Here is a 25,985-nt window from a genome sequence, read left to right as displayed (position 1 = left end):
ATCCAAGTTTACCATTTAGATAAGGTGGGTGAGGGTTTTTTCTGAAGTTCCGTCTTTGGTTCGGTCTCCGTAAATCAATCAAAACAGGTAAGAAAGAACAAAGACATCAGATCATTTCGGTTGAAGGGTGGCCGAAGGTGGTGTTTGCATGGCCGATTGAATCCAGTCCTCGAGCTGGTCGGTCTGGCGCATCAGGTTGATCTCTGCCTTCCGCATCTCGAAATTCGCATCGAGTACGGTTAGAAATTTCTCTCGTTCGGCGATTCGCGAGGTCTGCTCATCCTTCGGCGTCATCTGCGGGCTCGACGAGCTTCCGTTGCCGGCGTTCAACTGAACCTGCATGACCTCCAACTGCTGTTGCGCGAGCTGCTGGTCCAGGTTGGCGACCTCGGCACGCGCTGCCAGTTCCGCTGTAGCGTGAAGCGCCTTCTGGCGTCCCTCCAGAAACTGGTCTCTCGCCAGATCTGCCTCATGTTCCGCATGAGAGGCGTCGGCAGCCGATTCGCGTGCCTTCGCTTTCTGTCCTACATCAAAGATCGGCAGCGTGATCTGGATCCCTATGCCGAAGTTGTTGTGCTGGAAGTGGGAGTAGTAAAGGTTGTAGTTGTTGAACTCCGCGTACCGGTTATATTGCGCGTCAAACATGATCTGTGGCCTCCACAGATACCGGGTATCTCCCAATGCGATCTGCCGCTTGGAGCTTGCAGTAGCGTAGGCGGATGCAACTGCCGGGCTGAGTGCTGTCGACGAGCCGCTCACCGGACCGGCTGACGGAGCGGTGAAGGCAGGGACGCTGCTGCTGATGACCTCCAGCCCCTCCGCAGGGAGACCGATGAGGCGGCCCAGATGGTTCCGATCATCCGTCGCTTCATCGTCAGTACGAAGCTTTGCCAGGCGAATCTGCGCTGCCGAAAGTTGGGCGGTAGTCAGGCTGATGGGCGTATCCTGGCCGGCATTCAGGCGCTCCTGAATAATCTCGATCAGCCGCGTTGCATATCCTTCCTGCTGACCCAAGGCCATCTCGCGTTGCGAGTCGCGGTCCAGTGAGATATAAGTGACAGCCACATCCTCAACGACGGCCTGCTGCGCGTCCTTTAATGCCAGGTTTGCCGCTTTTAAGGCGAACCGCGATGCCTTGATATAGTTCGCCTGCGAGAAGTCGAAGACAAGCGAATGTGTCGTGAAATTGAAGACGGACGGTTGCCCTACCGGGAAACCGTACGAATAGCCCAACCCGGAACCGCCGGCGACACTTGGAACATAGACGTCTTTCGACTCCGAGAGCGCAGCCTGGGCTTTGGCTACATCGGCTTGCGCCATCAAAACCTTGGGATTGTTTTTAAGGGCCAGTCCAACTGCGGATGCGAAGGAGATCTGCGCCATAGCCGGAAGGCTGCCAGCGGCGACCACACTACATGCTATGGCGAGGCGAAGAAGACGGGTCATACGTCCTGAGAGATTCCTTCGAGATGGGCTGCATACCATGGTATCGCTCTTTCGGTTAGGATCCCTGCAGCGATCTGCGGGCAGGTGCATAGTTTGAGGCCAGCGCAACGGCGGCGGCATACTCGCGGTGCGCCGAAGCAGGGTCGCCCTGATGCGTCAGCAGGTTGCCAAGCTGGACGTGGACCTTGAACGCCGGAGCGTCATCCGACCGGGCAGGCGAGGAGAGATATTCGCGCAGCAGGCTCTCGGCGGTCTGCGGCGATCGGTTCATTGCAGTCAGAATGCTGGCCGCGTCGACCAGCGATGCGTCTTTTCTTCGATCCGCGTCGATGCCAGCCTTCAGCGCTTCGAGCGCTTTATCTGGCTGGTTCTGTCTTTGATAAAACTGGCCGAGATCAATGTAGGCCGAGGGAGTCCTGCCGGCGAGAACAGCTTTTTGAAACTCCGCCTCCGCGGTCGTCATATCTTTGTTCTCGCTGGCAATCAGGGCCAGCAGGCGATGCGACTGCGATGAAAACTGCGGCTGCATGCGGCTGGCCAGTGCCCGAGCCTTATCGAGCCCTCCGCCAACGATCGCCGGTGCATCGACGTAGAACTCACCAAGGTCATTCATTGCCTGAACATTTTCCGGATCAAGCTGAACCGCGCGCTCGAAGGCATAGCGGACCTTACGTGCCAGCCCAAAGGCAACCAGAGGATTGGCGTGCGAGGCTTTCATCCCGTAAGCGCGGCCAAGCCACATCTGAGTATTGCTATTGCTCGGGTCTTGCGATGCCGCCAGCTCGCACTCCTGAATCGCGGCATCTTCCATCTCCTGCGCATAATAGACGCGGCACAGCAACTGATGGGCCAGGGCATTGCCGGGCTGGGCAGAGAGCATCGTCTGTAGAAGAGTATGTGCCTCATCAACGCGTCCCTGCTGCAGAAGCGCGTTAGCCTGCGCATCATCGGCCAGCAGACGGCCGCCGGAGAGGAGCACCAGCAAAAATGCAATACGGATGTAGTTCAGGTTTGTTTTGAAAACCATGATTAGTCGACTACTTTTACGGGCAGCCCATTCGAGAGATCACGGTTGCTGTTTGCTGCGCTCAAGGCAACGGTGTCCTTATCGGTCAGCCCGCTGGTGATCTCGACCCGCATGAGATTCACAACTCCAACCTTGACCTGGGTAACCACAAGCTTGTTATTGACAATGCGGTAGACAAAGTCGCGTCCCGACGGTTCCGTATGCAACGCCTCACGGGGAATGCTCAAGACGTTGAACCGCTGCTGGGTCGTCACGGTGACCGTCACATTGGTATTGGGGAGTAAGTCTTCTTGCGCGTCATCGACAGCGATAATGCACTCACCGACGCTTCTTGTGCCGTAGGCGATCACAGTCGTCGGCACCCGGGTGACGTGTCCATGCCAGACTCGATCCTGCTTGCCCTCCCAGACGATGGTCACAGGTTGCCCTACGGCCAGATTGCCGATCTCCGGTTCGTCGAAGTAAGCGCGGATCTGAATTTTGTTAAGGTCGGCAACGTCTACCAGATCTTCGCCGGCCTGCACAAAATCGTATTGCGAGACTGGGATGGAGTAGACGGTGCCCGATAACGGCGAGCGGATGTTTGCGTTCGCATAGCCCTTCTCGGCGGCCATGACACCAGCCTGCGCATCGCTCAGTTGCGCCTCAGTGCGTCTCCGATCAGGAACGCTATACCGCTGCGTGCTGCGCATCTCTACGTTCTGCAGCGAGCTATTCGCAGTCTGAAGCCGCTGCTCTGCCGCTGCCACTTCGCTGGCCGAGGCTGCACCCTTCTGCTGAAGTTGCTTGAGTGCGGCGAGATCACTCTCTGCCTGTTGCTGCTGAATCTTAGCTCGGCTCTGATCTCCCTGCAGAGCAATGCGCTCATCCTGAGAGCCGCCCTGCTGCAGGTCGTGCATGCTTGCCTGCGCCGTGCTCAATGCCGCCTTCGCAGTGGCCAGCTTGGCAACGGCATCGGCGTCGTTGATCTGGATCAGCAGATCGCCGGACTTTATCTTCTGTCCAACCTTGACATAGATCTTCGAGATCACGCCCGGCCCTTCCGCATGAGCACGAAAGTCGCTGATCGGCTCAACCTTGCCATTGGTAGGAACGGACTTGACCAGATTCTGGTAAGTGACTGCAGCTGCTCGAACCTCGACCACGTCGCGCGTGAAGGAGCGAAACACCACGACAGCCAGAAGGATGACTCCGAGCAGGATGCCCAACAGCGCAAAGGGATTAAGGCGTCTTGTATCGGTTGTCGGCATCTCTCGAATTTTCAGTATATAAGACGCTCCTGCACTCGAAACGGAGCAGAAAAAAATGTGTTTCAGGACAGGTGCACAGTTGGGTGCGAAATCTTTCACTTAAAGCTATTGGGCCTTCAGCTCAGATTAATGTCCAGTAATTCAAGTTCCAGGCCGGGGAACTGAGGATTCGTCGCGCACTTCAGCCGATAGGCAATATCCACCACCGAGCCTCTTTGCAATCCCATCTCCGCACACCGCGAGGGCCAATCCGTCGCACGGCTCCAGCCCAGCGCGCTGAACCGTGCAGGTTCGTCCTCCCGGAATAGCTGCAAACAGATATGTCTTTCCTTGATCAGTCTTACGTCCGCCGACAACGTTACTCTACGGGTTACAAATACAGGCTCGGGGTTACCGACTCCAAACGGCCCACATCGCGTCAGCCAATCGAAGAACTCCGATGTCAGCTCATGAAACGAAAGTTCGACGTCGCACTCGAGCGGTGGAGCAAGCAGTGCACCATTCAGCAAAGAAGAACTGTAGGTACGCATCCGTGTCTGGAGCGCCTCTACGCTCCCCGAGGGCAAAGAAAAACCGACGGCATGGGCATGCCCGCCGAACTTTGTAAATAGAGCATCTCCCTCTGTGTGAACGGCCGTCAGCGCATCGAGTAAGTGAAAGCCGTCGATGGAGCGGCCCGAACCGTGCGCATGGCCGTCTTCATGGGTCAACACCAGCGCCGGTCGCCCGGTTCGGTCCACAATTCGCGATGCCAGAATCCCTAATACGCCGCGATGCCAGGCAGGGTCATCGAAGACGATGCACTCGGCTGGAAAGACACCGTCGTCCCCTCGCAGGCAAACCAGCCGCGTCTCGATGTCCTCAAGCGCTTTGGCTTCGGTCGCTCTCCTGTCATCGTTCAAGCGATTCAGCTTTTCTGCCAGCGTTGAAGCCCGCTCAGAATCCCTGGTCAAAAATAGCTCAACCACCTCGCTCGCGATATCCATCCTGCCTGCGGCATTAATGCGCGGCGCCAGCCGAAAGCCGACCTCGGTCGCGGTTGGAGGGCGATTCGCCGGTATCTGGGCGACCTGCATCAAAGCCCTCAGCCCGGGCTGCACCGGATTGCGAAGCTCGCGCAGACCAAGCGCTACAATGACCCGATTTTCACCTTCCAGCGGCACCGAATCCGCGATGGTCGCAATGGCTACCAGCTTTAAAAAAGAGGGAATCAGGCTGTTGCGCAACTTCGAGCGCTCTTCCTCAGTCTCAGCGGCGGCAGACAAAATTGCATGGGCCAGCTTAAAAGCGACACCTGCGCCGCAAAGCGACTTGAACGGATAGCCGCACCCTTCCTGCGCTGGATTGATGACCGCGATGGCGTTCGGAACTCCCACCACGTCGTCAGGGAGATGGTGGTCCGTGACGATCAGATCGAGCCCAAGTGCTTTGGCCTCGTCGGCTGCGGCAAACGCTCGAATCCCGGTATCGACGCTGATCACCAGCCGAACCCCGGACGCCGCCGCTGTGCCCAGCACGCCCGTCTGCATCCCATATCCTTCGCGCAATCGATGCGGCACATGATAGGTCACTACCGCAGGACGATCCTTCGCAGCCGTACGTTCAATAGCCGTCTTCAGCAATACGGTGGCAGTCGTGCCGTCGACGTCATAGTCGCCGTAGATCAGGATAGGCTCTCCGCCGCGAACCGCCTGCTGGATTCGCGCAACAGCCTCCGGCATGCCGAGCATCAGCATCGGGTCGATCAGGTCGTCGAGCGAGGGGTTGAAAAACGTCTTTGCCGTAGACGCATCAACAATGCCGCGCGACATCAGCAGCAGGGCAATGGCTTCAGGACATCCCACCTCGCGTGCAAGCCTCGTCACGGACTCTGCGTCGGCATCAGGCGAAACGATGTTCCACTGCTGTCGAAGCCCACTCTGGGCGGAGATCATTTTGCCTACTCGTCGCTCTCTGGGTCGTCGAGCACGATGCCGCCCAGCTCCGACACGGTCTCCAGAAGGTCCTGAAAACGGTCATACCAGTCCGTGGCTACTTCAAAGACGAACATCACACCCTGGTGCGCAAACCCAAGCTGTAGATAGCCGATCTTTCCAACGTAGTTCACCAGATATTCGGCGTCGTCCAGCTCCTGGGCCTCATCGTCGGGGAAGGTCTGCTCGCGGATCTGATCAAGCAGCATCGCAACGTCGGACTTTTCAAGCACCACCTCGCTCATCGTCACAAAGGGAGCGCCAGCCGCCTTCGCGTGTTCCACAAAGTCCTTCCATCCATCCGGATTTTCTTCTTCAAACAGAACAGAGGGAACATCTTCCGTGACATAGGCATTCAGTCGGCGCATACCGTGGCCGGCGATGAACGCTATCATGTCGTCTTTAAGCGAGATAAGATTGTCTGGTTGCATCGATCTCATATTGTCTCAGAAAGACACGCGGCCCGCACGATCCGCCGTTGCAAAACGAGGCAAAGAAAGAAGCCCCCTTTCGTGCCGGAATTCAAGCACCATCTCTTTATTTGCACCAACGAGCGCGATGAATCCGCGCCTCGTCCCAGCTGCCTTCCTCACGGAACGAAGAAGATCAAATCCGCCTTCAAAGATGCCATCAAAGACGCGGGCCTGAAGCATCTTGTCCGTGCCAACGAGTCTGGATGTCTTGATCAGTGTGAACATGGCCCGGTCGTGGTGGTCTATCCCGAGGCCGTCTGGTATGGCTTTGTCCAGCTCAAGGACGTGGACGAGATCGTCACCGAGCACCTCATCCACGGCCGTCCCGTAGAACGTCTGCGACTGCCCGAAAGCTGCCTCAATACCGAGCACTGCCCGCATAAACCCGCTCCGAAGCATAAGTAGCGCCTCAACCGGAACTGGCATCGGCCTGGCCGAAGCTGGCTGCAAGTCATAGACACGCATGATATATTCGAGGGAAAGTCAATGATTTTTTCTAAAGATTACGTCGGGTATCTGGCGCGCCAGACCCTCAAGCACCTCGTCGCCGAGAAGATGATCGAAACCGCCAAGCCTGCCGTACTTGAGGAGCGGGTCACGGCAGCTATGGTCGAAGAGCTTGCGCTTGAGGATCGTATCAACGATGAGGTTCGCGTCATCCTCGAAGCCTTTCAGGACGATATGCTCAAGACCGGAGCCAGCTACCCTGAGATGTTCAAAAAGGTGAAGAACGAATTGGCTCGCAAGTATAAGGCGGTGCTGTGAGAATCTCCCGCGACAAACTCAACAAGCTCGCCCACACCGTTGCCGACACTCTCGCCGAGATTCCAGAGTGCGACTTTCTCGAAGACCGCAACACCATCCGGCAGGAAGCCCGCAAGGCCCTTGAAAAACTTCTCCTCGAAGAGATGAAGATCGACGCAGCCGCCCGGCAGAAGATCGCCTCGCAGCGCAAGATCATCATGGAAGGCTCGCAGGAGTGGGACATCCTGTACCGCAAGTACTACAACGACGAGGTCAAAAAACTCGGGCTGTAGTCCGTTTCCTGTCGCGCGAAATCCACGTCATCTCGACCGGAGCGAAGCAGAGTGGAGAGACCCCCGTATTTCGCTTTTGTCGTTGTTCGTTCTCCACAAAGGCTCTCTCGAAATCTGATATAATCAACACATTGCAGCAAAGAACTTTCCTGTTCTGGCGTTATGGTGTAACTGGTTAACACGTCGCCCTCTCAAGGCGAAGAGTCCGGGTTCGAGCCCCGGTAACGCTACCAAATCTGCTTCCTTCCTCTGATCGTTTTTCGCGTAGAAACTGCGAACAGCATATAGTTGAAGCAGTGAAGTTCTGCTTTTGGCGCCATGGTGTAACTGGTTAACACGCGGCCCTTTCAAGGCTGAGAGTACGGGTTCGATCCCCGTTGGCGCTACCAATCCCTCAAAATCTAACCTTCAACAACGGGCGATATACTGTCTAAGTGAGCAAGACTTTCTATATCGAAACCTTCGGCTGCCAGATGAACGCCCATGACTCCGAAAAAGTCATCGGCACTCTGGAGCAGCAGGGGTATGCCCGCGTCGAGGACGAAGCCGACGCCGGCCTGATCCTCTACAACACCTGTTCCATCCGCGACAAAGCGGAGCAAAAAGTCTTCCACCGCCTCAACGAGTACAAGCGGCTGCAAGGCGAGGGCAAAAAGTTCGCCGTCCTCGGCTGCGTCGCCCAACAGGAGGGCGTAAAGATCTTTGACAAGGCGCCCTACGTCTCGCTTGTCTCCGGCTCCGCGTCCTATCGCAATCTCCCCGACATGCTCGCCCGCCTCGAGGCAGGGGAGCAGCGCATCACCGGCCTCGACGACCGGCAGACCGACGAGACCTTCGAGACCCCCTTTGTCGCCCGCACCAACCCTCATCGTGGCTACATCACCATCATCGAAGGCTGCGACAAGTTCTGCGCCTACTGCGTCGTCCCGTACACGCGCGGCAAAGAGCGCAGCCGCACCGCGAACTCCGTGCTCGACGAAGCCATTCGCATGGCCGACGCAGGCTTTACCGAGATCCAGCTCCTTGGCCAGAACGTCAACTCCTACCACGACCCCTCGGCCAAGATGACCTTCGCCGAGCTGCTCGCCGCCGTCGGCAGCATCCCCGGCATCCGCCGCGTTCGCTTTACCACCTCACATCCGCGCGACTTCACCAAGGACATCGTGGACGCCATCGACGCCGTGCCCACCCTCTGCGACCACGTGCACCTCCCCGTCCAGAGCGGTTCCACCGCCGTCCTCCACGCCATGGCCCGCGAGTACACCCGCGACTGGTACCTCGAGCGCATCTCCTGGATCAAGGCCGCGAAGCGCAACATCAGCATCACGTCCGACATCATCGTCGGCTTCCCCGGCGAGACCGAGGAAGACCTCGAGCAGACCGCAACCCTGCTCGATGAAGTCGGTTACGACGCCATCTTTGCCTTCAAATATTCACCCCGGCCTAACACCCCCGCCGTCACCATGGCTGACTCTATCCCTGAAGAAGTTAAAGTGAAGCGCCTGCAAATCCTCCTCGACCGCCAACGCGAAACCCAACGCATTAACTATGAGCGGCATCTTGGTGAAGTGATGGAGCTTATGGTCGAAGGCCACAACCGTCAGCGCAATCAGGTTATAGGCCGCAGCACCCAGAACAAGACCGTCAACTTCACCACTAACCAGCCTATCCTCCCCGCGACCGGAAGCTACGTTTCCGTCCGCATTACCCAGACCTTCCCCAACAGCCTCCTCGGCGAGGCGGTGGCAAGCTGAGATGAAATCACACGATCAGGCCGAAGTGCACCAACCTGCCGACGCGGGCTCTGAATCCGAAGTCGAGATGCAGATTCGCGGCCTCATGACCGATCCCATTACCAATATGCCGATCGTGGTGCTCAAAGACGTTGCCAGCGATATGGTGCTGCCCATCTGGGTGGGCATCTTCGAGGCCAACGCCATCGCGCTCGAGCTCGAAAAGACTGCAACGCCGCGACCCATGACGCACGACCTGCTGCAAAATCTCGCTCGCGGCCTCAACGCGCAGGTCAACAAAGTGGTCGTCTCCGAGCTTCGCGACGATACCTTCTACGCCGTCATCTGGATGAACCACGCAGGCGAGACGGTAACCTTGGATGCCCGTCCATCGGATGCCATTGCACTCGCCCTGCGCTGGGACTGCCCAATCTATGTCAATCGCCAGGTGCTCGAAAACTCAAAGCAGGCTGCCGGCGGAGCGCAGACCATCAATGCCGAAGAGATGCGGCGGTGGCTCGAAAATCTGAACGACGACGACATGGGCCGCTACAAGATGTAAATCGCTGGCCATTCTCTCTAAACCTCCAACTATTCTCATAAGGATCGCTCTTGAGTCTTGTCCAAAATCTGAAGGGTGGAGTCTTCGCCGGAGTCGCCGCGGTTGAACGTGTTGCAAACTCGGGAGGGGGTCCGCGCAACAGGCCCCTGCGAGAGATCAGCAACTTTCTTCTGTTGCAATATCCCTCTGCTCTCGGCACAGCGATACACGCAACCCCATTGATTCAGGCCTTGCGTCACGCCGTTCCACAATGCCGCATCGTGGTCGCAGCCAGCGGATTCGCTCTGGACGTCTTTCGCAACAACCCCGGCATCGACCGGTTGATCGAAACCCCGAATCCCCTGAAAGATCTGAACGGCTCTGTAAAGACGCTGCGCCGCGAGCTTCCGTTTAACGGAGCAGCCTTTGCGACGCTGACCTCCACCGGCAATGAGAGAACACGTATTGCGATGCAGGCGCTACTCAGTGGAGCGTCGATTCGTGTCGGCTTTACCGTCGTGCCAAAACTCTATCGCCGCCCTCTGTTCTTTAACAGGTCGTTGAGCCAGATCGCCAACAACCTTCGCATCGTGGAGGCGCTGGAGCACACTCCGAGCCACTTCGAGCCGGAGATCTTCTATCGTGAAGAAGACCGTGCCTTCGCTCGCGAGACCCTCGCTCGTGCAGGCGTGCAAAGCGACCAGCCTGTCGCAGTCTTTGTCACGCAGACCAGCGTTACGCAACGAAAGAGCTGGCGTCCCGAGCGATTCAAAGCTGCCGCCGAATTTCTGACAGCGCGCTACGGTGCTCATATCGTTTTTGTAGGCACCACCGCCGAGTCCGCAGCCATCGACGAACTGCGCGGCACTCTATCGGCTCCTTCAACAAGCGTGGCAGGTAAAACCACACTGCCCCAACTGGCTGCTCTTATGAGCCTCGCCACAGTGGGCCTGACGCTGGATACGGGGCCAATGCATCTTGGCCGCGCCGTCGGCCTTCCCATGGTCATCATCGCCCCCGCCTGGTCTCCGCCGATCGAATGGCTGCCATTGGGCAACGACAAGTTCCGCATCTTCAAGAACGCCGATATACCCGTGCCGCCGCCCGCTGACTACATCATCGACGAAGTCAGCGTCGACGAAGTGACATCGGCGTTAGCGGATCTGCTGACGCTCTATCCAAAACGCAATTCCTAATCAGCTATACCTGTACAACAAAAAGCCTCGCCGTTCTGGCGAGGCTTTTGTGTAAAAGAACCGCGGGCCGCATCGTTCTTAGCGCTGAGCCAGCATGTCGAGGTAGGAGAAGAACTCCGGAAAAGAGATAGCCGCAGCCTCGGCTCCATGAATCTCCGTATCGCCGACGGCCCTGAGAGCAGCAATGGAGAAGGCCATTGCAATGCGGTGGTCGTCGCCGGAGTCGATCTGCGCGCCATGAAGCTGCTGGTTACCTGGGATGGTGAGGCCATCTTCGTGCTCGGTGAACTCCGCTCCCATGGCCTTGAGGTTTTTGGCGACCAGCGCAATGCGGTCCGACTCCTTCACCCGCAGCTCCTTGGCATCGCGAATGGTGATGCCTTCGCGTGTGTACGGTGCAATAGCCGCAATGACAGGCAGTTCATCGATAAGCTGCGCAGAGAGCGCACCAGAGATGGCAATGCCCTTGAGTCCGCCCGGCGTTGTGTTCACCTGAATGGTGCCGATCAGCTCGCCATGATGCTCCTCGACCTGGAGCACCTTGATCCTGCCGCCGAGTTCAGTGATGACATCGAGCAGGGCAGCGCGAGTGGGGTTCATTCCCAGAGAATCGAGAACAAGGTTGGAGTCAGGGAAGAGCAGTGCCGCGCAAAGAAAGAAGGCCGCCGACGACAGATCGCCGGGAACGGTGGCTTCGATGGCCTTAAGCTTCTGGCCGCCGGGGATGCTCAGCTTGTCGCCTTCGCGGTTGAGAACTGCACCAAACGCCTTGAGTGCATGCTCGGAGTGGTCGCGCGTGCGCACAGACTCGCTGAGGCTGGTGGTGCCGTTGGCCTGAAGACCGGCGAAGAGGACGGCAGTTTTGACCTGGGCCGACGGAATAGGCGTGTCAAAGTCGATCGCGTTAAGCGGGCCGCCGACGATGGTCATGGGAGCGTGTCCGCCCACGGCCCCATCGCCTCCGGTAAGGTGAATCTCCGCGCCCATCTTCGAGAGCGGCTTGCGGATGCGCTCCATCGGGCGCACGGTCAGCGAGTGGTCGCCGATGAGGGTAAAGGTGTGTGGGTGCGGTGCAATCAGGCCAGCCAGCATGCGCATGGTGCTGCCGGAGTTGCCGCAGTCGAGCGGGCGCTCCGGCTGGCGAAACGCTCCGGCGACGCCGGTGACCTCAATGGTCTTGTCCTTTTTGACGACGGTGGCGCCAAGGGCCTCCATGCAGGCGAGCGAAGAGTGAGGGTCGGCACCGGTAGAGAAGTTGGAGAGGATAGAGGTGCCTTCGGCGAGACCGGCGAGCATGGCATAGCGATGGGAGATCGACTTGTCTCCAGGCAAGGTAAGAGAGCCTTGCAGGGTGCGGGCGGGACGGATCGTTTGAATGGACATTGAGTTCTAGTTTAGGTCATCGGGTTATCGCGAGGGAATGTTATGTCGCAAGTTTTGTAATCCTCCCGATTTGCGATGGGACGAACGCATTCGTTGGCCGGATTTTCTCAAGCCCTGCGTCGAGTACAAAACTAGTCCCCGGCGCCCTTGGTCTCATGTTTGGGGACGGAAATCTTTGGCTCGTCTTCGAGCTCATCCTCGACTCGGAGAAATCGCCGCATGTAGCGCAGCGGCTCCTCCGATACGGCCATCTCGCGAAGATGGTAGCGCCATGCGTCTTCGCGCGTATTGCGCCGCGTGTACGCTTTGCGCTTCACCGTGCCAACTGTTCCGTCGGCCATGCGCCGCTGAAAGGTCTGCGATGGCACCTGAAATGTCATCAGCTCGCCGCCCTTCCAGAACGAGGACGCAAACTCGTGCGAGAACAACAGCACGTAGTAGCGTTTCTCGGCCGACAGCATCTCGATCGCATGATGCGAGTGCTGCCACGGCAGCCCAAGATGGCTGGTGTACCACTTGCGAAACTCGAAGCCATTGGCCCGGGCCTGTCCAATCAATAGTTGAAGCAGTTGAAACCGTGTCATAAAGTCCGTTTTATCCTGAAGCTCGTACGGTACCTGTCTCTAGTGCAGGCGTCCAACTGTATAGTTTACGGTGAAGAGCCGTCCAACACATACACAGAGGCGTCTCTCGCCTCCGCAACCTTTACCCCAGAATCGGTGTTCCGGAACGATGACACTCAAGCCGCCTACTCCAGCGATTCTAAGTTCACTTGTGCTGTTGCTTGCGCTGACCGCATCGGCCGTTGGGCAGCCTTACAATCCGGCTGACCACACCGACCCCATCAATCTCACCCCTCTCGTTCAAGAGGCCCGCGTCGACTTCTACAACCTCGACTACGACAGCGCGCTCGCTCGCTTCGAGACCGTACTCAAGGCCAATCCGCAGAATCCCATGGCCATCGACTACGTGCTCACGACGATCATCTTCCGCGAGCTCTACCATCAAGACCTGCTCGACACGACCTACTACGCGCACAACAGCTTCCTCAGCTCCAAGCGCGACGTTCCCGTCCCCGAGTCCACGCGCCAGCGCATCGAAGACCTCACCAATGGCGCCATCGATATCTGCGACAAGCGCATTCACGAAGATCCGAACGACAAGAACGCCTACTTCGCGCGCGGCTATGCTCGCGGAATGCACGCTGCGTTCATCACGCTGGTCGATCACAGCTACGTCTCGGCGGCACACCAGGGACTCGCCGCGCGCAACGACAGCGAGCAGGCACTCAAGATCGATCCCGGCTACGCCGACGCCAAGATGGCAGTAGGCATTCAGCAATTTGCCGTGGCCAGTCTGCCGCGCCTCCTGCGCATCATGGTCGGTATCGCCGGAGTCAATGGCAATAAAGAAAAAGGCCTGCAGATGTTGCGCGAAGCAGCAGCGCAGGGAGTCGTGACGCCCGTCGAGTCGCGCACCGCGCTTGCACTCTTTCTCCGCCACGACGCCCGTTACCCCGAGGCACTTGTCGTCGAGCGCGGTCTCGCCGAGCAGTATCCGCACGACTATCTCTTTCAGTTAGAAGTGGCCAACATCACCAAGGACGAGGGCAATGGCCCTGCCGCCATCGCCGCCTATAAAAAGATCCTCGTCGATGCCGCCAGCCCCGGATACTTCTTCGATCCCCGGCTGCACATGACCTACTTCGGCCTCGCCGACACGCAGCGCGGCCAGAACGACATCGCCGATGCTGCAAAGAACTACCTCGAGGCCGCCGCGCAGCCCAGTTGCAGCGACTGGCTTCGTCGTCGCGCCCAGTTGAATGCAGGAGAGATGTTCGATCTTCTCCACAACCGTTCCGAAGCCATCAGACAATACGAGCAGGCCAGCGCCGGAGGCGGCGACCAGTCGCAGGCCGACGCAGCGCGCAGGTACCTGAAGACCCCTTACGCCGGTAAATAAAACCCAGGGAAATCTGGCAAGTAAATGCCACGGAACAAGATGCATTAAAGATGCGTAATTATGACAAAATAGAGTTCGCTGCGATTTAGTTGTTCTTTGGAGGGCTCCCATGTTCTGTAGTCATTGCGGAAAGCCAATCGAATCGTCGTCACGTTTCTGCACGTCCTGTGGGGCCGCCGTCAACGCCGCTCCTTTTATGGAGAACGCTTATCAGCCCACGCCTCGGCTGACCCGTCCTCGCCACTCCCGCATGATCGCCGGTGTCTGTGCCGGTTTTGCTCTGCACTATGGCTGGGACCTCAACCTGGTCCGCGTCATTACGGCGCTGTTCATCATCCTCACCGGCGTCGGAGCCCTGGCCTACATCGCCGCCTGGGTCATCATCCCCGAAGCCCCCTACGCACTCCCGATAAAGAGCACCTAGTTTGCCCAGAAAAATCGTCTCGCAGCCAAGCCCTCGCCCCTTCGCCTATCGCAACCGCACCTTGCACTGCGATGGAGCCGACCTCTCCACCCTCGCCGAAGATCATGGCACCCCGCTCTACGTCTACTCGGCGCAGCAGATCTCCGCTCGCTTTCAGCTCTTTGAAGAAGCCTTCAAAGCCCAGCCGCACACCATCTGCTACGCAGTCAAAGCCAACTCGTCTCTGGCCATCCTGCGCCTGCTCGCGCAGCAGGGAGCAGGCTTCGACATCGTCTCCGGCGGCGAGCTCGAGCGCGTCCGCAAGGCCCACAAGCCCGCGCTGGCCCGGGTCGTCTTCTCCGGAGTAGGCAAGCAGGTATGGGAGATCGACGCCGCCCTCAAGGCCAACATCCTCCTCTTCAACGTCGAGTCCGAAGCCGAGCTGCACCTGCTCGCCGCCCGCGCCGAAGCCCTCCGCATCCGCGCCCGCTTCGCCCTCCGCGTCAATCCCGACGTCTTCGCCGACACCCATCCGTACATCTCCACCGGCCTCAGTGAGCACAAGTTCGGCATCGACATCAAGGCCGCCCGCGCGATCTACCGCAAAGCGGCAAAATCGAAGTGGCTCGGCGCCGCCGGAGTCAGCGTCCACATCGGCTCTCAGATTCGCAAGGTCGATCCCTTCGCCGCAGCCACCGCTCGCGTCACCGCTCTCATCGCCGACCTCAAAAGCGACGGCCACAATATCCGCTACATCGACGCTGGCGGCGGCCTCGGCATCGACTACGGCACCACCGCCTTCAACCCAGCCCAACAGGTGCAGAAGTACGCCGCCGCCCTACGCAAAGGCCTCGCCACCGAATCAGCCCACCTCATCATCGAGCCCGGCCGCTTCATCGTGGCCCAGGCCGGAGCGCTGCTCACCCGCGTCCTCTTCGTCAAAAAGAACGGCTCCAAAACCTTCGTCATCACCGACGCCGGCATGAACGACCTCATCCGCCCCTCGCTCTACCACGCGCACCACGAGATACTCCCCATCAAGCAGCCGCGCACCGCAGCTCCATCGCTCACCGCCGACATCGTAGGTCCGGTCTGCGAATCGGGAGACTTCTTCGCCCGCGACCGTGTCCTCGCCGCCGTAAAGCCGGGCGACCTGGTCCTGATCCTCGACGCCGGAGCCTACGGCATGAGCCTCACCAGCAACTACAACAGCCGCCCCCGGCCAGCCGAAGTCTTAATAGACAACGCCAAAACCACGCTCATCCGCCGTCGCGAGACCATGCGCGACCTTCTGGCACCTGAAATTCTCTAGCTGCTCTCAAAACGTCCGACAAAATATCTGTCAAGTCCTTGGAAGGCGTAAGAATCAGAAAATAAACAAGATAGTGGTTGCAAAGCAGTTATAGCCCACTCGCTATAATGGAAACAGGGCTTCAAGCAGGGAGAAGTTTATTTCCCCTTTATAATCAGTTATTTACCGATAACCATCATCAAATCAAGACTTTACATTTTAAAGTCCCTGGAATGAAGACTTTAGATACTTAAGTAGGGGAGTGGGGGGTACTTCGATCAGGTCCACCCTTCCCATCTCCCGGCCGCCAGAACTTGCACCGTTCAACATGCTAAAATCGAACGTCGTGAGAGCCCGTGGAACCTCGCAGCCCCACACAAAACCATGATTGAGGTAGTACATGTCCGGCCATTCAAAATGGGCCACAATCAAGCATAAAAAGGGCGCGCTTGACGCCAAACGTGGCAAGATCTTCACCCGTCTCATCAAGGAAATCACCATCGCCGCCAAAACCGGTGGCGGCGGCGACCCGGACGGCAATCCCCGCCTGCGCACCGCCATCGCTGCGGCCAAGGCCGAGAACATGCCCGCCGACAACATCAAGCGCGCCATCCAGCGCGGCACCGGCGAGCTCGAAGGCGTCTCCTACGAGGAGATCACCTACGAGGGCTATGGCCCCGGCGGTGTGGCCCTGATCGTCGAAGTCCTCACCGACAACAAGAACCGCGCCGTCAGCGAAATCCGCCACGCCTTCTCGAAGAACGGCGGCAACCTCGGTGCCGAGGGTGCGGTCGCCTGGATGTTTACGAAAAAAGGCGTCATCAGCATCGCCAAGGACGCAGCCGGCGAGGATAAGCTCACCGAGATCGTCCTCGAAGCCGGAGCTGAAGATCTGAACGATGAAGGCGAAAGCTGGGAGATTCTCTGTGATCCCAAGGACTTTGAAGCGGTTACCGACGCGCTCAAGGCTGCCAAGATTACGCCCGAGCACGCCGAGGTCACCAAGATTGCTTCGACCTACACCAAGCTCGAAGGCTCTCAGGCAAATGCCATGATTCGCCTTCTGGAGACGCTCGAAGACCTGGACGACACGCAAAATGTCTACTCCAACTTCGACATGGACGAAGCAGCAGTAGCTTAACTCTAGCGGTCAACGATTCACCCCAGGCCGCCGCTTATCGGCGGCCTTTCTTCTGCAACAGGCAACAGACGGAGCGACATAGTGACCAAGGGATTTCTCGGCATCGCAAGACCACTGATCGGGGCGCTGGCCCTTGCACTTTCTATCCTTCCCGTTCACTCTGCGCTCGCGCAGGCTGCGGCGACCGGCGATGCAAACCCGTTTCACGCCAACTCCGGCAAGCTCCCCTTAGAGTTCGGCGTGCTCGTCCAAAGCGGTGTCGGCCTGACAGAGAACCGCAATAGCTTCAAGTTCCTCATGGCCGGCGTTCACGCTGGAAAAGTTCTCACCGACGATTATCTGCACGGTCCGCTGCGCGGCAACTTCGAGTACGCCGTCGAGGTCTTCCCCTTCTGGCAGTCCTACACGCCGAAGTTCCAGCGCGCCAACTGTAGTGCTGCCTCTACCTCGTCTACCCTTTCCTGCTCGCCTCTTTACACAGTCGGAGGAACTTACAGCGGCGTCTCCATCACCCCCATCATCCTGCGCTGGAACTTTACCGGCACGCGGCGCATCTCACCCTGGATACAGGGTGCGGGGGGAGTTCTTTGGACGAATCACAAATATCCGGCATTCGGCGGGCAGCCTTTGAGCCTCTTCAACGACGGCCCCAACACCGACGCCAGCGTATGGAACTTCACGCCGCAGGGAGGCGTTGGCTTTCACTACTTCTTCCGGCCGCGCCGGTCTATCGATTTCAGCGCCAATGCAGTGCATATCTCATCCGCTTCACTCGGAGACAAGAACCCCGGAGTGAACGCAAGCCTCCAATTCACAATCGGCTATACCTGGTGGAAGTAAGACGGCCCTATGAACCCTGATGCAATCATCGAGTGTGTCCCCAATTTCTCTGAAGGCACGGACCCTGTAGTTGTAGGCAAGATTGTTGCAGCCATGCAGACTGAGAGCGTGAGCCTGCTCGATTGGTCGCTCGATACGGCGCACAATCGTTCGGTCGTCACCATCGCCGGGCCACCGGCGGCTGTGATCGCCGCAGCGGTCAAGTCAGTCGGCAAGGCGGCGGAACTCATCGACCTTACCAGACAGAAGGGCGTTCATCCTCGTATCGGCGCTGCCGACGTCGTTCCGTTTATCCCCGTCAGCGGCATCTCCATGGCAGAGTGCGCTGTGCTGGCGCGACAGGCAGGTTTGTTGATCTGGCGTACCTATGGTGTCCCTGTTTACTTCTACGGAGCTGCCGCCGCGCGTCCGGATCGCGTTCAGTTGGAAGATGTGCGCAAAGGACAATTCGAAGGACTCCGCGAAGCGACGCGCCGCGATTCGTCCCGTTGCCCCGATATCGGAGGGCCGAGCCTTCACGAGACCGCAGGCGCCTCGGCCGTTGGAGCGCGTAATTTTCTGATCGCCTACAACGTGCATCTGCACCAACCCGATATCTCTGCTGCCCGCGCCATCGCCCGCGACATTCGTGCCTCGAACGGTGGCTTGCATGGTGTGAAGGCCATCGGTGTCGTCGCCAATGGCCGCGCGCAGGTGAGCATGAATATCACCGAATTTCAAATCACTCCCATGCGGCACATTCACTCGACCATCAAGCATCTCGCGCAGCGTCATGGTGTTCTCATCGACGACGCGGAGCTTATCGGCCTTATTCCTGAAGACGCTTATGAAGAAGGTGCTGATTGGGTCAAGCAGATCACGGGCTTCGATCCGGCGCTGAAGATTCTGGAGCGACGTCTGGAGCAGCCGCTCGCCTGGCCCACCGTCTGATGTAAAGTGAAAGATGTGTAGGTGCAAGACCTCGGTCTTGTTAAACGGGAAGCCGGTGAGATTCCGGCGCTGACTCGCAGCGGTGATGGGAACGAACAACGCACGGCCAAGGCCACGCACTGTTCTTGAAAAAGAATGGGAAGCGGCGTTTAGTAGGTAGCCCAAAGTCCGAAGACCGGCCTGCCGCCACCACCGCGGAAGAGACGCTTGCGTCTCCCACTGCGGCTGCGCTGAGGACGCCGGTCTCGAGTCTGGATCGGTTGCCAATGTTCCGTTGACTCCGCTATAGCGGAAGCGACGATGCCTGCGCATAAGGTGGTTCCGCCGTTTTCAGGAGAGGAACCCAAAGATGTCATCGCCTTCACAATCCACTACAAATCTTGTCACCGCAAATCTGGGATATCCACGTATCGGACGCCATCGCGAGCTGAAGTTCGCGCTTGAAGAGTTCTGGCGCGGACGCCTGAGCGAGGCCGATCTGCTGGCAACCGCAAAGACCTTGCGGCAACGAAACTGGCAACTGCAAAAGGACGCCGGTCTCGATGTCATCCCGAGCAACGACTTCTCGTTCTACGATCAGGTGCTCGATGCTCTGGTGCTCGTCGGCGCAACGCCGTCGCGCTTCGGTGCTGGCCCAGTCACGCTCACTCGCTACTTTCAGATGGCCCGCAACAGCAACGAGCAGACCGCTATGGAGATGACCAAGTGGTTCGATACGAACTATCACTATTTGGTTCCAGAATGGAGCGACGATCTCGCGTTCACGCCTGACACGACGAAGTTGCTGGCGGAGTTTGCTGAGGCAAAGAGTCTCGGTATCGCGACCAGGCCCGTTCTGATTGGCCCAGTCACCTTATTGCTGCTTGGCAAAGCGGTTGATGGCACCAATCCGTTGGATCTTTTGCCTCGACTGCTTAAGGCTTATCGCACAGTGCTTGGCGAGCTTGCGGCGGCTGGTGCGGAGTGGGTTCAAATCGATGAGGCTGTTCTCGTAACCGACCTTCCGGAAGGCTACGCAGCGGCGTTTCGCTCTGCCTACGTCGAGCTTGCCAACATTCCGCTCAAGCTGATGCTCACGACTTACTTCGGTGAGCTTGGCGACAATCTCGAACTGGCATGCTCACTCGGCACAGCCGGATTGCATATTGATGCGGTGCGAGCGCCGAAGCAGGTTGCTGAAGTAGTCAAGCAATTGCAGCCTACGCAGACACTCAGCCTCGGTTGCGTCGATGGCCGCAATATCTGGCTTGCAGACCTTAACGCATTGCAGAGCGTTGTTACGTCGGTTACTGCGAAGATCGGAGCGGAGCGGTTGCAGCTTGCGCCGTCCTGTTCGTTGCTGCATGTCCCTTATGACACCGCTGATGAAGACAAGCTCGATCCACGCGTCCTTAGCTGGCTTAGCTTCGCAAAGCAGAAGGTGGAAGAGCTTGTGCAGCTTGCACAGGGGCCTGAAGTCGCTGCAACTGCCTTTGCCGACAATCGCCGTCGCCACGAAGATCGTCTTGCGGCGGATAGCAGCACTAACAAGGACGTTCGCGAGCAGCTTGCCACTCTGTCTGAAGGAGCTTTTCGTCGCAAGTCTCCATACCAGCAGCGCGTCACCGTGCAGCGGGAGGAGCTTGGTCTTCCTCTGCTGCCGACAACCACGATCGGCTCTTTTCCGCAGACGCAAGAGGTTCGCAAGCAACGCGCTGCACATAAGAAAGGCACGATCTCGGATGCGGAGTATAACGACTTTCTGAAGCAGAAGACGGAAGAGTGCATTCGCGAACAAGAGCAGATCGGACTAGACGTTCTCGTTCATGGCGAGTTCGAGCGCAACGACATGGTGGAGTACTTCGGTGAGCATCTCGCCGGTTTCACCTTCACGTCGAACGGCTGGGTGCAGAGCTACGGCTCGCGCTGTGTGAAGCCGCCCATCATCTACGGCGACGTCTCGCGTGTCCGTCCGATCACGGTCGAGTGGAGTAGTTATGCCAGCTCGCTCACCACAAAGCCGATGAAAGGAATGCTTACCGGCCCAATCACCATTCTGCAATGGTCGTTCGTTCGCAACGACATTCCCGAACGCGATGTTGCCTGGCAGATCGGGCTCGCCTTGCGCGAAGAGGTACAGGACCTCGAAGCGGCTGGCATTCGCGTGATTCAAGTGGACGAGCCTGCGTTGCGCGAGGGGCTTCCGCTGCGGCGGTCGGAGTGGCCTGCTTATCTTGACTGGTCGGTCAAGGCGTTTCGGCTGGCCACGTCGAGCGTCACAGACGGCACGCAGATCCATACGCACATGTGCTACTGCCAGTTCGAGGACATTCTGCCTTCGATTGCGGCGTTGGACGCGGATGTCATCTCAATGGAGACGGCGCGGTCGCGTATGGAGATGCTGCATGCGTTCAAGCGGCATGGCTATCCCAACGAGATCGGGCCGGGCATCTATGACATCCACTCGCCACGCGTTCCAGCGAAGGAGGAGATGGTCGGACTGCTGCAACTAGCTCTCGACGTGCTTCGACCGGAGCAGCTCTGGGTTAATCCGGACTGCGGTCTCAAGACGCGGGCGTGGCCGGAGACGATTGAGGCGCTTACCAATCTCTGCCAGGCGGCGGTTGAGATACGTGCCGAGCTTACCTAAATAAAAATGGGTGCCGGATAAAAATGGGTGCCGGGGTCGTTTTTGCGGCTCCGGCACTGCGAAGATGCCTGTTTTGAATACTTCACGCAACCTTCTTTCCAACGGTACGTCCAAAGTGGGAGACTCTTTTGCTTGCTTCTCGCTGTGTTTCACGGAAGAATAGAAAGGTTGGGCCGCAAAAGACCGCGGTCAAGGAGTTACTTCATTGCGCATTCTGTACCGTCACCTTCTCCCCATTGCCGTTCTCGCTCTATCAGCCACCTTTTCTCAGGCGGCCGAGTTATCGAGCGATGCCAAATCGGCGATTCCTAAAGACGTCCAACAGATCATCGTGGTGGACTATCGCGCTATGCAGAACTCGAACGCCGCCATGGCGCTCAAGGAGCGGGTGTTGCCGCCAGAGTTGAAGCGGTTGGAGTCGGCGCTGAAGAATGCCAAGCTCAATGTGGACAAGGACGCGGATGTGCTCGCATTTGCATCGTTCCGCGACTCCAGCGGGCAGGGAACCAGGATCGTCGGCATCGCCCAGGGCCAGTTCCAGACGCAGTCTATTCTGGCGGGTTTTGCCAAGAGCAAGGCCAAGACCACTGTGATCCGCAACAACACCATCTATCCCATGGGTTCGGCTGGGATGAGTGTCGTCTTCCTGGATCAGACCACTATGGTCTTTGGCGACAAGTCCGCGGTCAAGGACGCAGTTGATGCGCGGGACGGCATTATTCCCAACTTCCTGACCAATGGCGACATGGTCAACGAGATGGGTTCAGTAGACCAGCGCGCAATCTGGAGTCTGCTCGACGCTAAAGGGACGCAGACGATGATGCGCAGCGTGCTGGGTGACGCCGCGCAGTTGACCGACTATGACACGGTCCGCAACCGGATGAAGAGCTCGCGGTACACCATGGACTTCGACAACGGGGTGAAGTTCGACATGGCCGTCGTAATGTCGGACACGATGACAGCGGCAACCTGTGCCACGCTGATGAAGGGCATGGTTCTCATGAAGGAAGCGTCAGGTTCTCCGATGGAGAAGGCGGCGCTGAACCGGACTACAGTCGATTCCAACTCCGGAACGCTTACTGTGGACTACTCTTCTTCCGATAGTGAGTTTGCCGGTCTGCTCAGCTCGCCGCTCTTCCAGTCCGTTGTCAAATAGTTGAGCCATTAGATAGTTGAACTGCTAAATAGTTGAACGCTAAACTATCTTCGTACGGCCTCTGCCGGAGCGGAGAAGGCAACTTTTACATCATTAGTAGACAGTTGACGTTTCTGGAGCACAACACTGTAAGTTTGGGTGCCCGCGAAGTGAATCTCTGACAGATAAAGATGGTCGCCATTGCGGTGAAAGGTTAGGTATCCGTGCGTCGGAGCAGTCCGGCTCTCTTCCTGGCGCACGGTAAAGATGAGATTCCGGCCGGTTCCTGCTTTGTGAATAGCTAACAGGAACTGGTCAGGCAGCAGCTCGATCTCATAGTTACCTGCGGCCATATTTTGGTTCCGAGTCGAGAATTCAAAGGGGATCGTGGCTTCTGCGCCGTTCATAAACTGCGCCTGGGCGGTTGCTGCGAGCATTCCTCCGCCGATCAGGGTCGTGAAAAGCGCCTTTGCAATGACTGAAGTGATGTGTTTCATAAGCCCTCCTTGATGGCTGGGGCGGTCGATTTGGCTTGCCGATCGACCGCCGCATCCTGATTCCATCACCGGGAAGAAGGCCATGCGATAAAGATTGGTTAAGCAACGTAAAGTATTGTCAAGAAAGTCTTTACATGCGAATACCCAGGGATGGATGAGACGGTAGCCCGGCCCATCGGTTGGCGGCTAAGTACCTGATATCTGACGGCTGCTATGTCTTCGAAATCTTTCTGTGAATCTTTATCTTGATACCAAGCATCTTTATATCAACATATGAATGACCTGAAAAAAGACGGACGAGAGACGGATACCAGCGGGGTTCATCTTTGGCTGGTTCTCTGGAAGGCGATGCGCTCTCTGGAGGCCCACGCCGAACGGAACATTGGCGGCTTCGGAATGGGGCAGAGCGACTTTGGAGTTCTTGAGGCGCTGCTGCATCGCGGGCCGTTGAGCGTAAAGCAGATTGGAGCCAAGGTGTTGTTGACCAGCGGCTCCATGACGGCGGCGGTCGACAGGCTGGAGGCACGCGGTTTGGTGACTCGGCAGGACGATGCGGAGGACCGGCGATCGCGGATTATTCACCTGACCGATGCCGGAAGAGAGTTGATCGAAAGAGTATTTGCCGAACACCGCGAGGCGATGGAGGAGGCGGTCGCCGGATTTCCGGTGGAGGAGAGAGCGGCGCTGATCGAGTCGTTGCGACGGCTGGGGCGGCTGGCTGAGGACAAGTTTTCAGGTAAGTGAACAGCAAGTGGCGTCAGAGGACGCCGGAAGGAGTAAGTGATGGCAGAGCAGAAAAAAGTGCTTGGAGTATATGGACCGGGATCGAACCACTGGGTTGGCGACGGTTTTCCGGTGAGAAACCTGTTTCCCTCGAATGGGCTGGAGGCGGAGGTCAATCCCTTCCTGATGCTCGATTATGCAGGACCGAACGAGTTCAAGCCGTCAGGCAAGACCCCGGGAGTGGGGCAGCATCCGCACCGCGGTTTTGAGACAGTGACGATTGCGTATCAGGGCTCGGTGGAGCACCGCGACTCGGCGGGGAATTCGGGGGTGATCTATCCGGGAGACGTACAGTGGATGACGGCGGCTTCGGGTGTGGTGCATGAGGAGATGCATGAGAAGGAGTTCGCACGTAAGGGCGGAATCTTCGAGATGGTGCAGCTCTGGGTGAACCTGCCCAAGGCAGTGAAGATGTCGAAGCCTCGCTACCAGGCGATTACGAAGGAGCAGATTCCAGTCGTGGAGTTTGGAACAGGCGGACATGCGCGTGTGATCGCAGGCGAGTTCAACGGAGTCAAAGGTCCTGCTCTTACCTTTACGCCAGTCAATTTGTTTGATGTGGTGCTGAAGGCGGGAGAAAAAGTTGAGATTCCTTTGCCCGAGGGACACAACGCTTCGATTGTGCTGAGAAAGGGAGATGTCTCTATCGATGGGACGCACTCGCTGACAGGGGAGGCCCGGATTGCGACGTTGAGCCAGTCGGGGAGCGGTGTTGCCATCGAAGCTAAGAAGGACTCGACGCTGCTGGTGCTGAGTGGCGAGCCTATTCAGGAACCGGTAGCCAGCTATGGGCCGTTTGTGATGAACACGCGGGAGGAGCTGGTGCAGGCAGTGGAGGACTACAAGGCCGGCAAGATGGGACAACTTGCGTAAAAGAGAAGGCTGTTATGGAAGAGATCCCTCAGCGATTTTGCACTGGTGTGAATGAAGCAACGACAAAAACAAGTGCGAAATACAGGGGTCTCTCCACTGCGGCGACAAAAGCGCCGCCTCCGGTCGAGATGACGTACCGTTGTGGTGAGTGTCTTAGTCGAAATGGATTAAAGAGTTTTTAAACAGATGCTAAGAGAATTGATGGAACATCGCGCAATACAAACGATCACGCTACATCAACCAAGGAGAGAAGACCGATGAAGACTGTTTATGCAATAGATCCGGCGCACTCGAGTGCGCAGTTTACGATTCGCCATCTTATGATTTCTAACGTGCGTGGTGACTTCAAGAGTGTGAAGGGCACGGTTGTCTATGACCCGGAGAACCTTGCGGCTTCAAGCATCGAGGCGGAGATTGATGTCCACTCGCTGAATACGCGCGATGAGAACCGCGATGCTCATGTGAAGAGCGAGGAGTTTTTCCATGCCGCTCAGTATCCTTCCATCACGTTCAAGAGCACCAAGGTGGAGCGTGAAGGCGAAGGCGAGTTCAAGGTCACGGGCGGTCTCACGATTCGAGGCGTGACCAAGGAAGTGGTGCTGAAGGTTGAAGGGCCTTCCGACGAGGCGAAGGACCCCTGGGGCAACATTCGGGTTGGAGCTTCGGCCACGACCAAGATCAAGCGCAGCGAGTTTGGGCTGACGTGGAATGCGGCGCTCGAGACTGGCGGCGTTATGCTGGGCGACGATGTGAAGATCGAGCTTGACGTCGAGCTGGTGAAGCAGGCGGCGGCTTAAACTTTGCGTTGTTTCGAGATATCGGACAATGGCAAAGACGAAATACAGGGGTCTCTCCACTGCGCCGCGCGATAAGGCTGTGCGGCTTCGGTCGAGATGACGTGTTGGTTTGTATTTTTTACAGATCCCTGTCAGAACGCGAGGACGATGCCGAAGACATTGCCCTGGAAGGAGTAGGTGCGGCTGAACTTTGTGCCGAACTTGCCCTCCAGGGCGCCGAGGCCCTCGCGGGTGACGGCGGGGACGGAGATAAGGCAGCCTGCCTGCGGGTGTTCGAGCTTGCTCTTCCATCCGCCGGCGATCATGTTGCAGAGCTCGCCGATAGCGTCGTCGACCATGGGGTCGGCGGGCTCGGAGGAGGCTGTGCCGAGCAGGGCTTCGGCGGTGACGGCAGCGGTAGCGGGGCTGGCGTAGAGGATGCACTCGCCGGAGACGGCACCGGTGAACTGGATTCGGGCTACGATTCTGCCGTCAACGATGTTGACATCTCCATCCATGGGGTCGCAGCTTCGCTCGAGCATCATCTCGAAGACTTCGGAGACGGCGGTGTCGAGACGGTTGACGATTTCGTGATGCGGGGTGGGATTCTCAGTTGCCTGCATGTGTCCTCTTTAGAGTTAGAAGTTTGATTCAGCGATAGTGCGT

General features: G+C 57.9%; 26 protein-coding genes, 2 tRNA genes and 1 riboswitch. Of the genes, 19 read left to right on the top strand and 9 right to left on the bottom strand.

Annotation, left to right across the window (positions count from 1 at the left end):
- Nucleotides 1-111: 111 nt before the first annotated feature.
- From IEW09_RS07910 to IEW09_RS07890, 5 genes are all read right to left on the bottom strand, one after another.
- The gene (locus tag IEW09_RS07910) at nucleotides 112-1,446 is read right to left on the bottom strand and encodes a TolC family protein (RefSeq protein WP_188553633.1); all 1,335 of its coding nucleotides are present in this window, start codon (nucleotides 1,444-1,446) and stop codon (nucleotides 112-114) included.
- A 55-nt stretch (nucleotides 1,447-1,501) separates the two neighbouring features.
- A complete protein-coding gene (locus IEW09_RS07905) occupies nucleotides 1,502-2,473 on the bottom strand; it encodes a tetratricopeptide repeat protein (protein WP_188553632.1) in 972 nt (323 codons plus the stop codon).
- Between the two features lie 2 nt (nucleotides 2,474-2,475).
- Entirely contained in the window at nucleotides 2,476-3,723 is a 1,248-nt protein-coding gene (locus IEW09_RS07900; protein WP_188553631.1) for an efflux RND transporter periplasmic adaptor subunit, read from the bottom strand.
- Between the two features lie 116 nt (nucleotides 3,724-3,839).
- Complete coding sequence (gene recJ, locus IEW09_RS07895) at nucleotides 3,840-5,657, bottom strand: single-stranded-DNA-specific exonuclease RecJ (RefSeq protein WP_188553630.1); 1,818 nt, start codon at nucleotides 5,655-5,657, stop codon at nucleotides 3,840-3,842.
- Nucleotides 5,658-5,662: 5 nt separating this feature from the next.
- Nucleotides 5,663-6,127, bottom strand: coding sequence for a hypothetical protein (locus IEW09_RS07890; protein ID WP_188553629.1), 465 nt, complete (start codon nucleotides 6,125-6,127; stop codon nucleotides 5,663-5,665).
- An 81-nt stretch (nucleotides 6,128-6,208) separates the two neighbouring features.
- On the opposite strand from IEW09_RS07890, the gene IEW09_RS07885 reads away from it, so the two are divergent.
- The 8 genes from IEW09_RS07885 (at nucleotide 6,209) to IEW09_RS07850 (ending at nucleotide 10,676) form a co-directional block, all read left to right on the top strand.
- On the top strand, nucleotides 6,209-6,574 hold the full coding sequence (locus IEW09_RS07885) for a (2Fe-2S) ferredoxin domain-containing protein (protein WP_188553628.1): 366 nt from the start codon (nucleotides 6,209-6,211) through the stop codon (nucleotides 6,572-6,574).
- Nucleotides 6,575-6,655: 81 nt separating this feature from the next.
- The gene (locus IEW09_RS18785) at nucleotides 6,656-6,934 is read left to right on the top strand and encodes a DUF507 family protein (protein WP_188553627.1); all 279 of its coding nucleotides are present in this window, start codon (nucleotides 6,656-6,658) and stop codon (nucleotides 6,932-6,934) included.
- Nucleotides 6,931-7,206: a DUF507 family protein gene (locus IEW09_RS18780; RefSeq protein ID WP_188553626.1), complete on the top strand. Its 276-nt coding sequence runs from the start codon at nucleotides 6,931-6,933 to the stop codon at nucleotides 7,204-7,206. The genes IEW09_RS18785 and IEW09_RS18780 overlap by 4 nt, the downstream gene beginning before the upstream one ends.
- Before the next feature lie 156 nt (nucleotides 7,207-7,362).
- Nucleotides 7,363-7,439: transfer RNA gene (locus IEW09_RS07870), tRNA-Glu, on the top strand.
- A gap of 79 nt (nucleotides 7,440-7,518) precedes the next feature.
- Nucleotides 7,519-7,595, top strand: a tRNA-Glu gene (locus IEW09_RS07865).
- Nucleotides 7,596-7,640: 45 nt separating this feature from the next.
- The gene (gene miaB / locus IEW09_RS07860; RefSeq protein ID WP_188553625.1) at nucleotides 7,641-8,960 is read left to right on the top strand and encodes a tRNA (N6-isopentenyl adenosine(37)-C2)-methylthiotransferase MiaB; all 1,320 of its coding nucleotides are present in this window, start codon (nucleotides 7,641-7,643) and stop codon (nucleotides 8,958-8,960) included.
- Nucleotide 8,961: 1 nt separating this feature from the next.
- On the top strand, nucleotides 8,962-9,501 hold the full coding sequence (locus tag IEW09_RS07855) for a bifunctional nuclease family protein (RefSeq protein WP_188553624.1): 540 nt from the start codon (nucleotides 8,962-8,964) through the stop codon (nucleotides 9,499-9,501).
- 50 nt (nucleotides 9,502-9,551) lie between these two features.
- Entirely contained in the window at nucleotides 9,552-10,676 is a 1,125-nt protein-coding gene (locus IEW09_RS07850; protein ID WP_188553623.1) for a glycosyltransferase family 9 protein, read from the top strand.
- Nucleotides 10,677-10,754: 78 nt separating this feature from the next.
- Here IEW09_RS07850 and aroA read toward each other — a convergent pair whose 3' ends face one another.
- Together aroA and IEW09_RS07840 are read right to left on the bottom strand one after the other, a co-directional pair.
- Nucleotides 10,755-12,059, bottom strand: a complete 1,305-nt coding sequence (aroA, locus tag IEW09_RS07845; protein WP_188553622.1) for a 3-phosphoshikimate 1-carboxyvinyltransferase — start codon at nucleotides 12,057-12,059, stop codon at nucleotides 10,755-10,757.
- Nucleotides 12,060-12,190: 131 nt separating this feature from the next.
- Nucleotides 12,191-12,643 (bottom strand): hypothetical protein, encoded by a 453-nt coding sequence (locus IEW09_RS07840; RefSeq protein WP_188553621.1) that lies wholly within the window; start codon nucleotides 12,641-12,643, stop codon nucleotides 12,191-12,193.
- 148 nt (nucleotides 12,644-12,791) lie between these two features.
- Here IEW09_RS07840 and IEW09_RS07835 point away from each other — a divergent pair, with 148 nt between their 5' ends.
- The 8 genes from IEW09_RS07835 (at nucleotide 12,792) to IEW09_RS07800 (ending at nucleotide 22,411) form a co-directional block, all read left to right on the top strand.
- Nucleotides 12,792-14,021, top strand: a complete 1,230-nt coding sequence (locus IEW09_RS07835) for a tetratricopeptide repeat protein (protein WP_229739179.1) — start codon at nucleotides 12,792-12,794, stop codon at nucleotides 14,019-14,021.
- 109 nt (nucleotides 14,022-14,130) lie between these two features.
- Nucleotides 14,131-14,445 (top strand): PspC domain-containing protein, encoded by a 315-nt coding sequence (locus IEW09_RS07830; RefSeq protein WP_188553620.1) that lies wholly within the window; start codon nucleotides 14,131-14,133, stop codon nucleotides 14,443-14,445.
- Between the two features lies 1 nt (nucleotide 14,446).
- Nucleotides 14,447-15,736: a diaminopimelate decarboxylase gene (lysA, locus tag IEW09_RS07825; RefSeq protein WP_188553619.1), complete on the top strand. Its 1,290-nt coding sequence runs from the start codon at nucleotides 14,447-14,449 to the stop codon at nucleotides 15,734-15,736.
- Nucleotides 15,737-16,115: 379 nt separating this feature from the next.
- Complete coding sequence (locus IEW09_RS07820) at nucleotides 16,116-16,856, top strand: YebC/PmpR family DNA-binding transcriptional regulator (protein ID WP_188553618.1); 741 nt, start codon at nucleotides 16,116-16,118, stop codon at nucleotides 16,854-16,856.
- 81 nt (nucleotides 16,857-16,937) lie between these two features.
- A complete protein-coding gene (locus IEW09_RS07815) occupies nucleotides 16,938-17,696 on the top strand; it encodes an acyloxyacyl hydrolase (protein WP_229739178.1) in 759 nt (252 codons plus the stop codon).
- Between the two features lie 9 nt (nucleotides 17,697-17,705).
- Nucleotides 17,706-18,626: a glutamate formimidoyltransferase gene (ftcD, locus tag IEW09_RS07810; RefSeq protein WP_188553617.1), complete on the top strand. Its 921-nt coding sequence runs from the start codon at nucleotides 17,706-17,708 to the stop codon at nucleotides 18,624-18,626.
- A gap of 4 nt (nucleotides 18,627-18,630) precedes the next feature.
- Nucleotides 18,631-18,824, top strand: a riboswitch (cobalamin riboswitch).
- Between the two features lie 151 nt (nucleotides 18,825-18,975).
- A complete protein-coding gene (gene metE, locus IEW09_RS07805; protein ID WP_188553616.1) occupies nucleotides 18,976-21,255 on the top strand; it encodes a 5-methyltetrahydropteroyltriglutamate--homocysteine S-methyltransferase in 2,280 nt (759 codons plus the stop codon).
- Nucleotides 21,256-21,460: 205 nt separating this feature from the next.
- On the top strand, nucleotides 21,461-22,411 hold the full coding sequence (locus IEW09_RS07800) for a hypothetical protein (RefSeq protein WP_188553615.1): 951 nt from the start codon (nucleotides 21,461-21,463) through the stop codon (nucleotides 22,409-22,411).
- Between the two features lie 44 nt (nucleotides 22,412-22,455).
- Here the strand turns inward: IEW09_RS07800 and IEW09_RS07795 are convergent, their stop codons facing one another.
- The gene (locus IEW09_RS07795; protein WP_188553614.1) at nucleotides 22,456-22,887 is read right to left on the bottom strand and encodes a hypothetical protein; all 432 of its coding nucleotides are present in this window, start codon (nucleotides 22,885-22,887) and stop codon (nucleotides 22,456-22,458) included.
- Nucleotides 22,888-23,160: 273 nt separating this feature from the next.
- On the opposite strand from IEW09_RS07795, the gene IEW09_RS07790 reads away from it, so the two are divergent.
- From IEW09_RS07790 to IEW09_RS07780, 3 genes are all read left to right on the top strand, one after another.
- The gene (locus tag IEW09_RS07790) at nucleotides 23,161-23,631 is read left to right on the top strand and encodes a MarR family winged helix-turn-helix transcriptional regulator (protein ID WP_188553613.1); all 471 of its coding nucleotides are present in this window, start codon (nucleotides 23,161-23,163) and stop codon (nucleotides 23,629-23,631) included.
- Between the two features lie 39 nt (nucleotides 23,632-23,670).
- Complete coding sequence (locus IEW09_RS07785) at nucleotides 23,671-24,543, top strand: pirin family protein (RefSeq protein ID WP_188553612.1); 873 nt, start codon at nucleotides 23,671-23,673, stop codon at nucleotides 24,541-24,543.
- Nucleotides 24,544-24,800: 257 nt separating this feature from the next.
- Nucleotides 24,801-25,340: a YceI family protein gene (locus IEW09_RS07780; RefSeq protein WP_188553611.1), complete on the top strand. Its 540-nt coding sequence runs from the start codon at nucleotides 24,801-24,803 to the stop codon at nucleotides 25,338-25,340.
- A 131-nt stretch (nucleotides 25,341-25,471) separates the two neighbouring features.
- Here the strand turns inward: IEW09_RS07780 and IEW09_RS07775 are convergent, their stop codons facing one another.
- Nucleotides 25,472-25,942, bottom strand: coding sequence for a chemotaxis protein CheX (locus tag IEW09_RS07775; protein ID WP_188553610.1), 471 nt, complete (start codon nucleotides 25,940-25,942; stop codon nucleotides 25,472-25,474).
- Nucleotides 25,943-25,985 lie beyond the last annotated feature (43 nt).

Source organism: Edaphobacter dinghuensis, assembly GCF_014640335.1.
GTDB classification, from domain to species: Bacteria; Acidobacteriota; Terriglobia; order Terriglobales; family Acidobacteriaceae; genus Edaphobacter; species Edaphobacter dinghuensis.
Note: the sequence above shows the minus strand (reverse complement) of the source record. Positions and strands in the feature narration are given on the sequence as shown.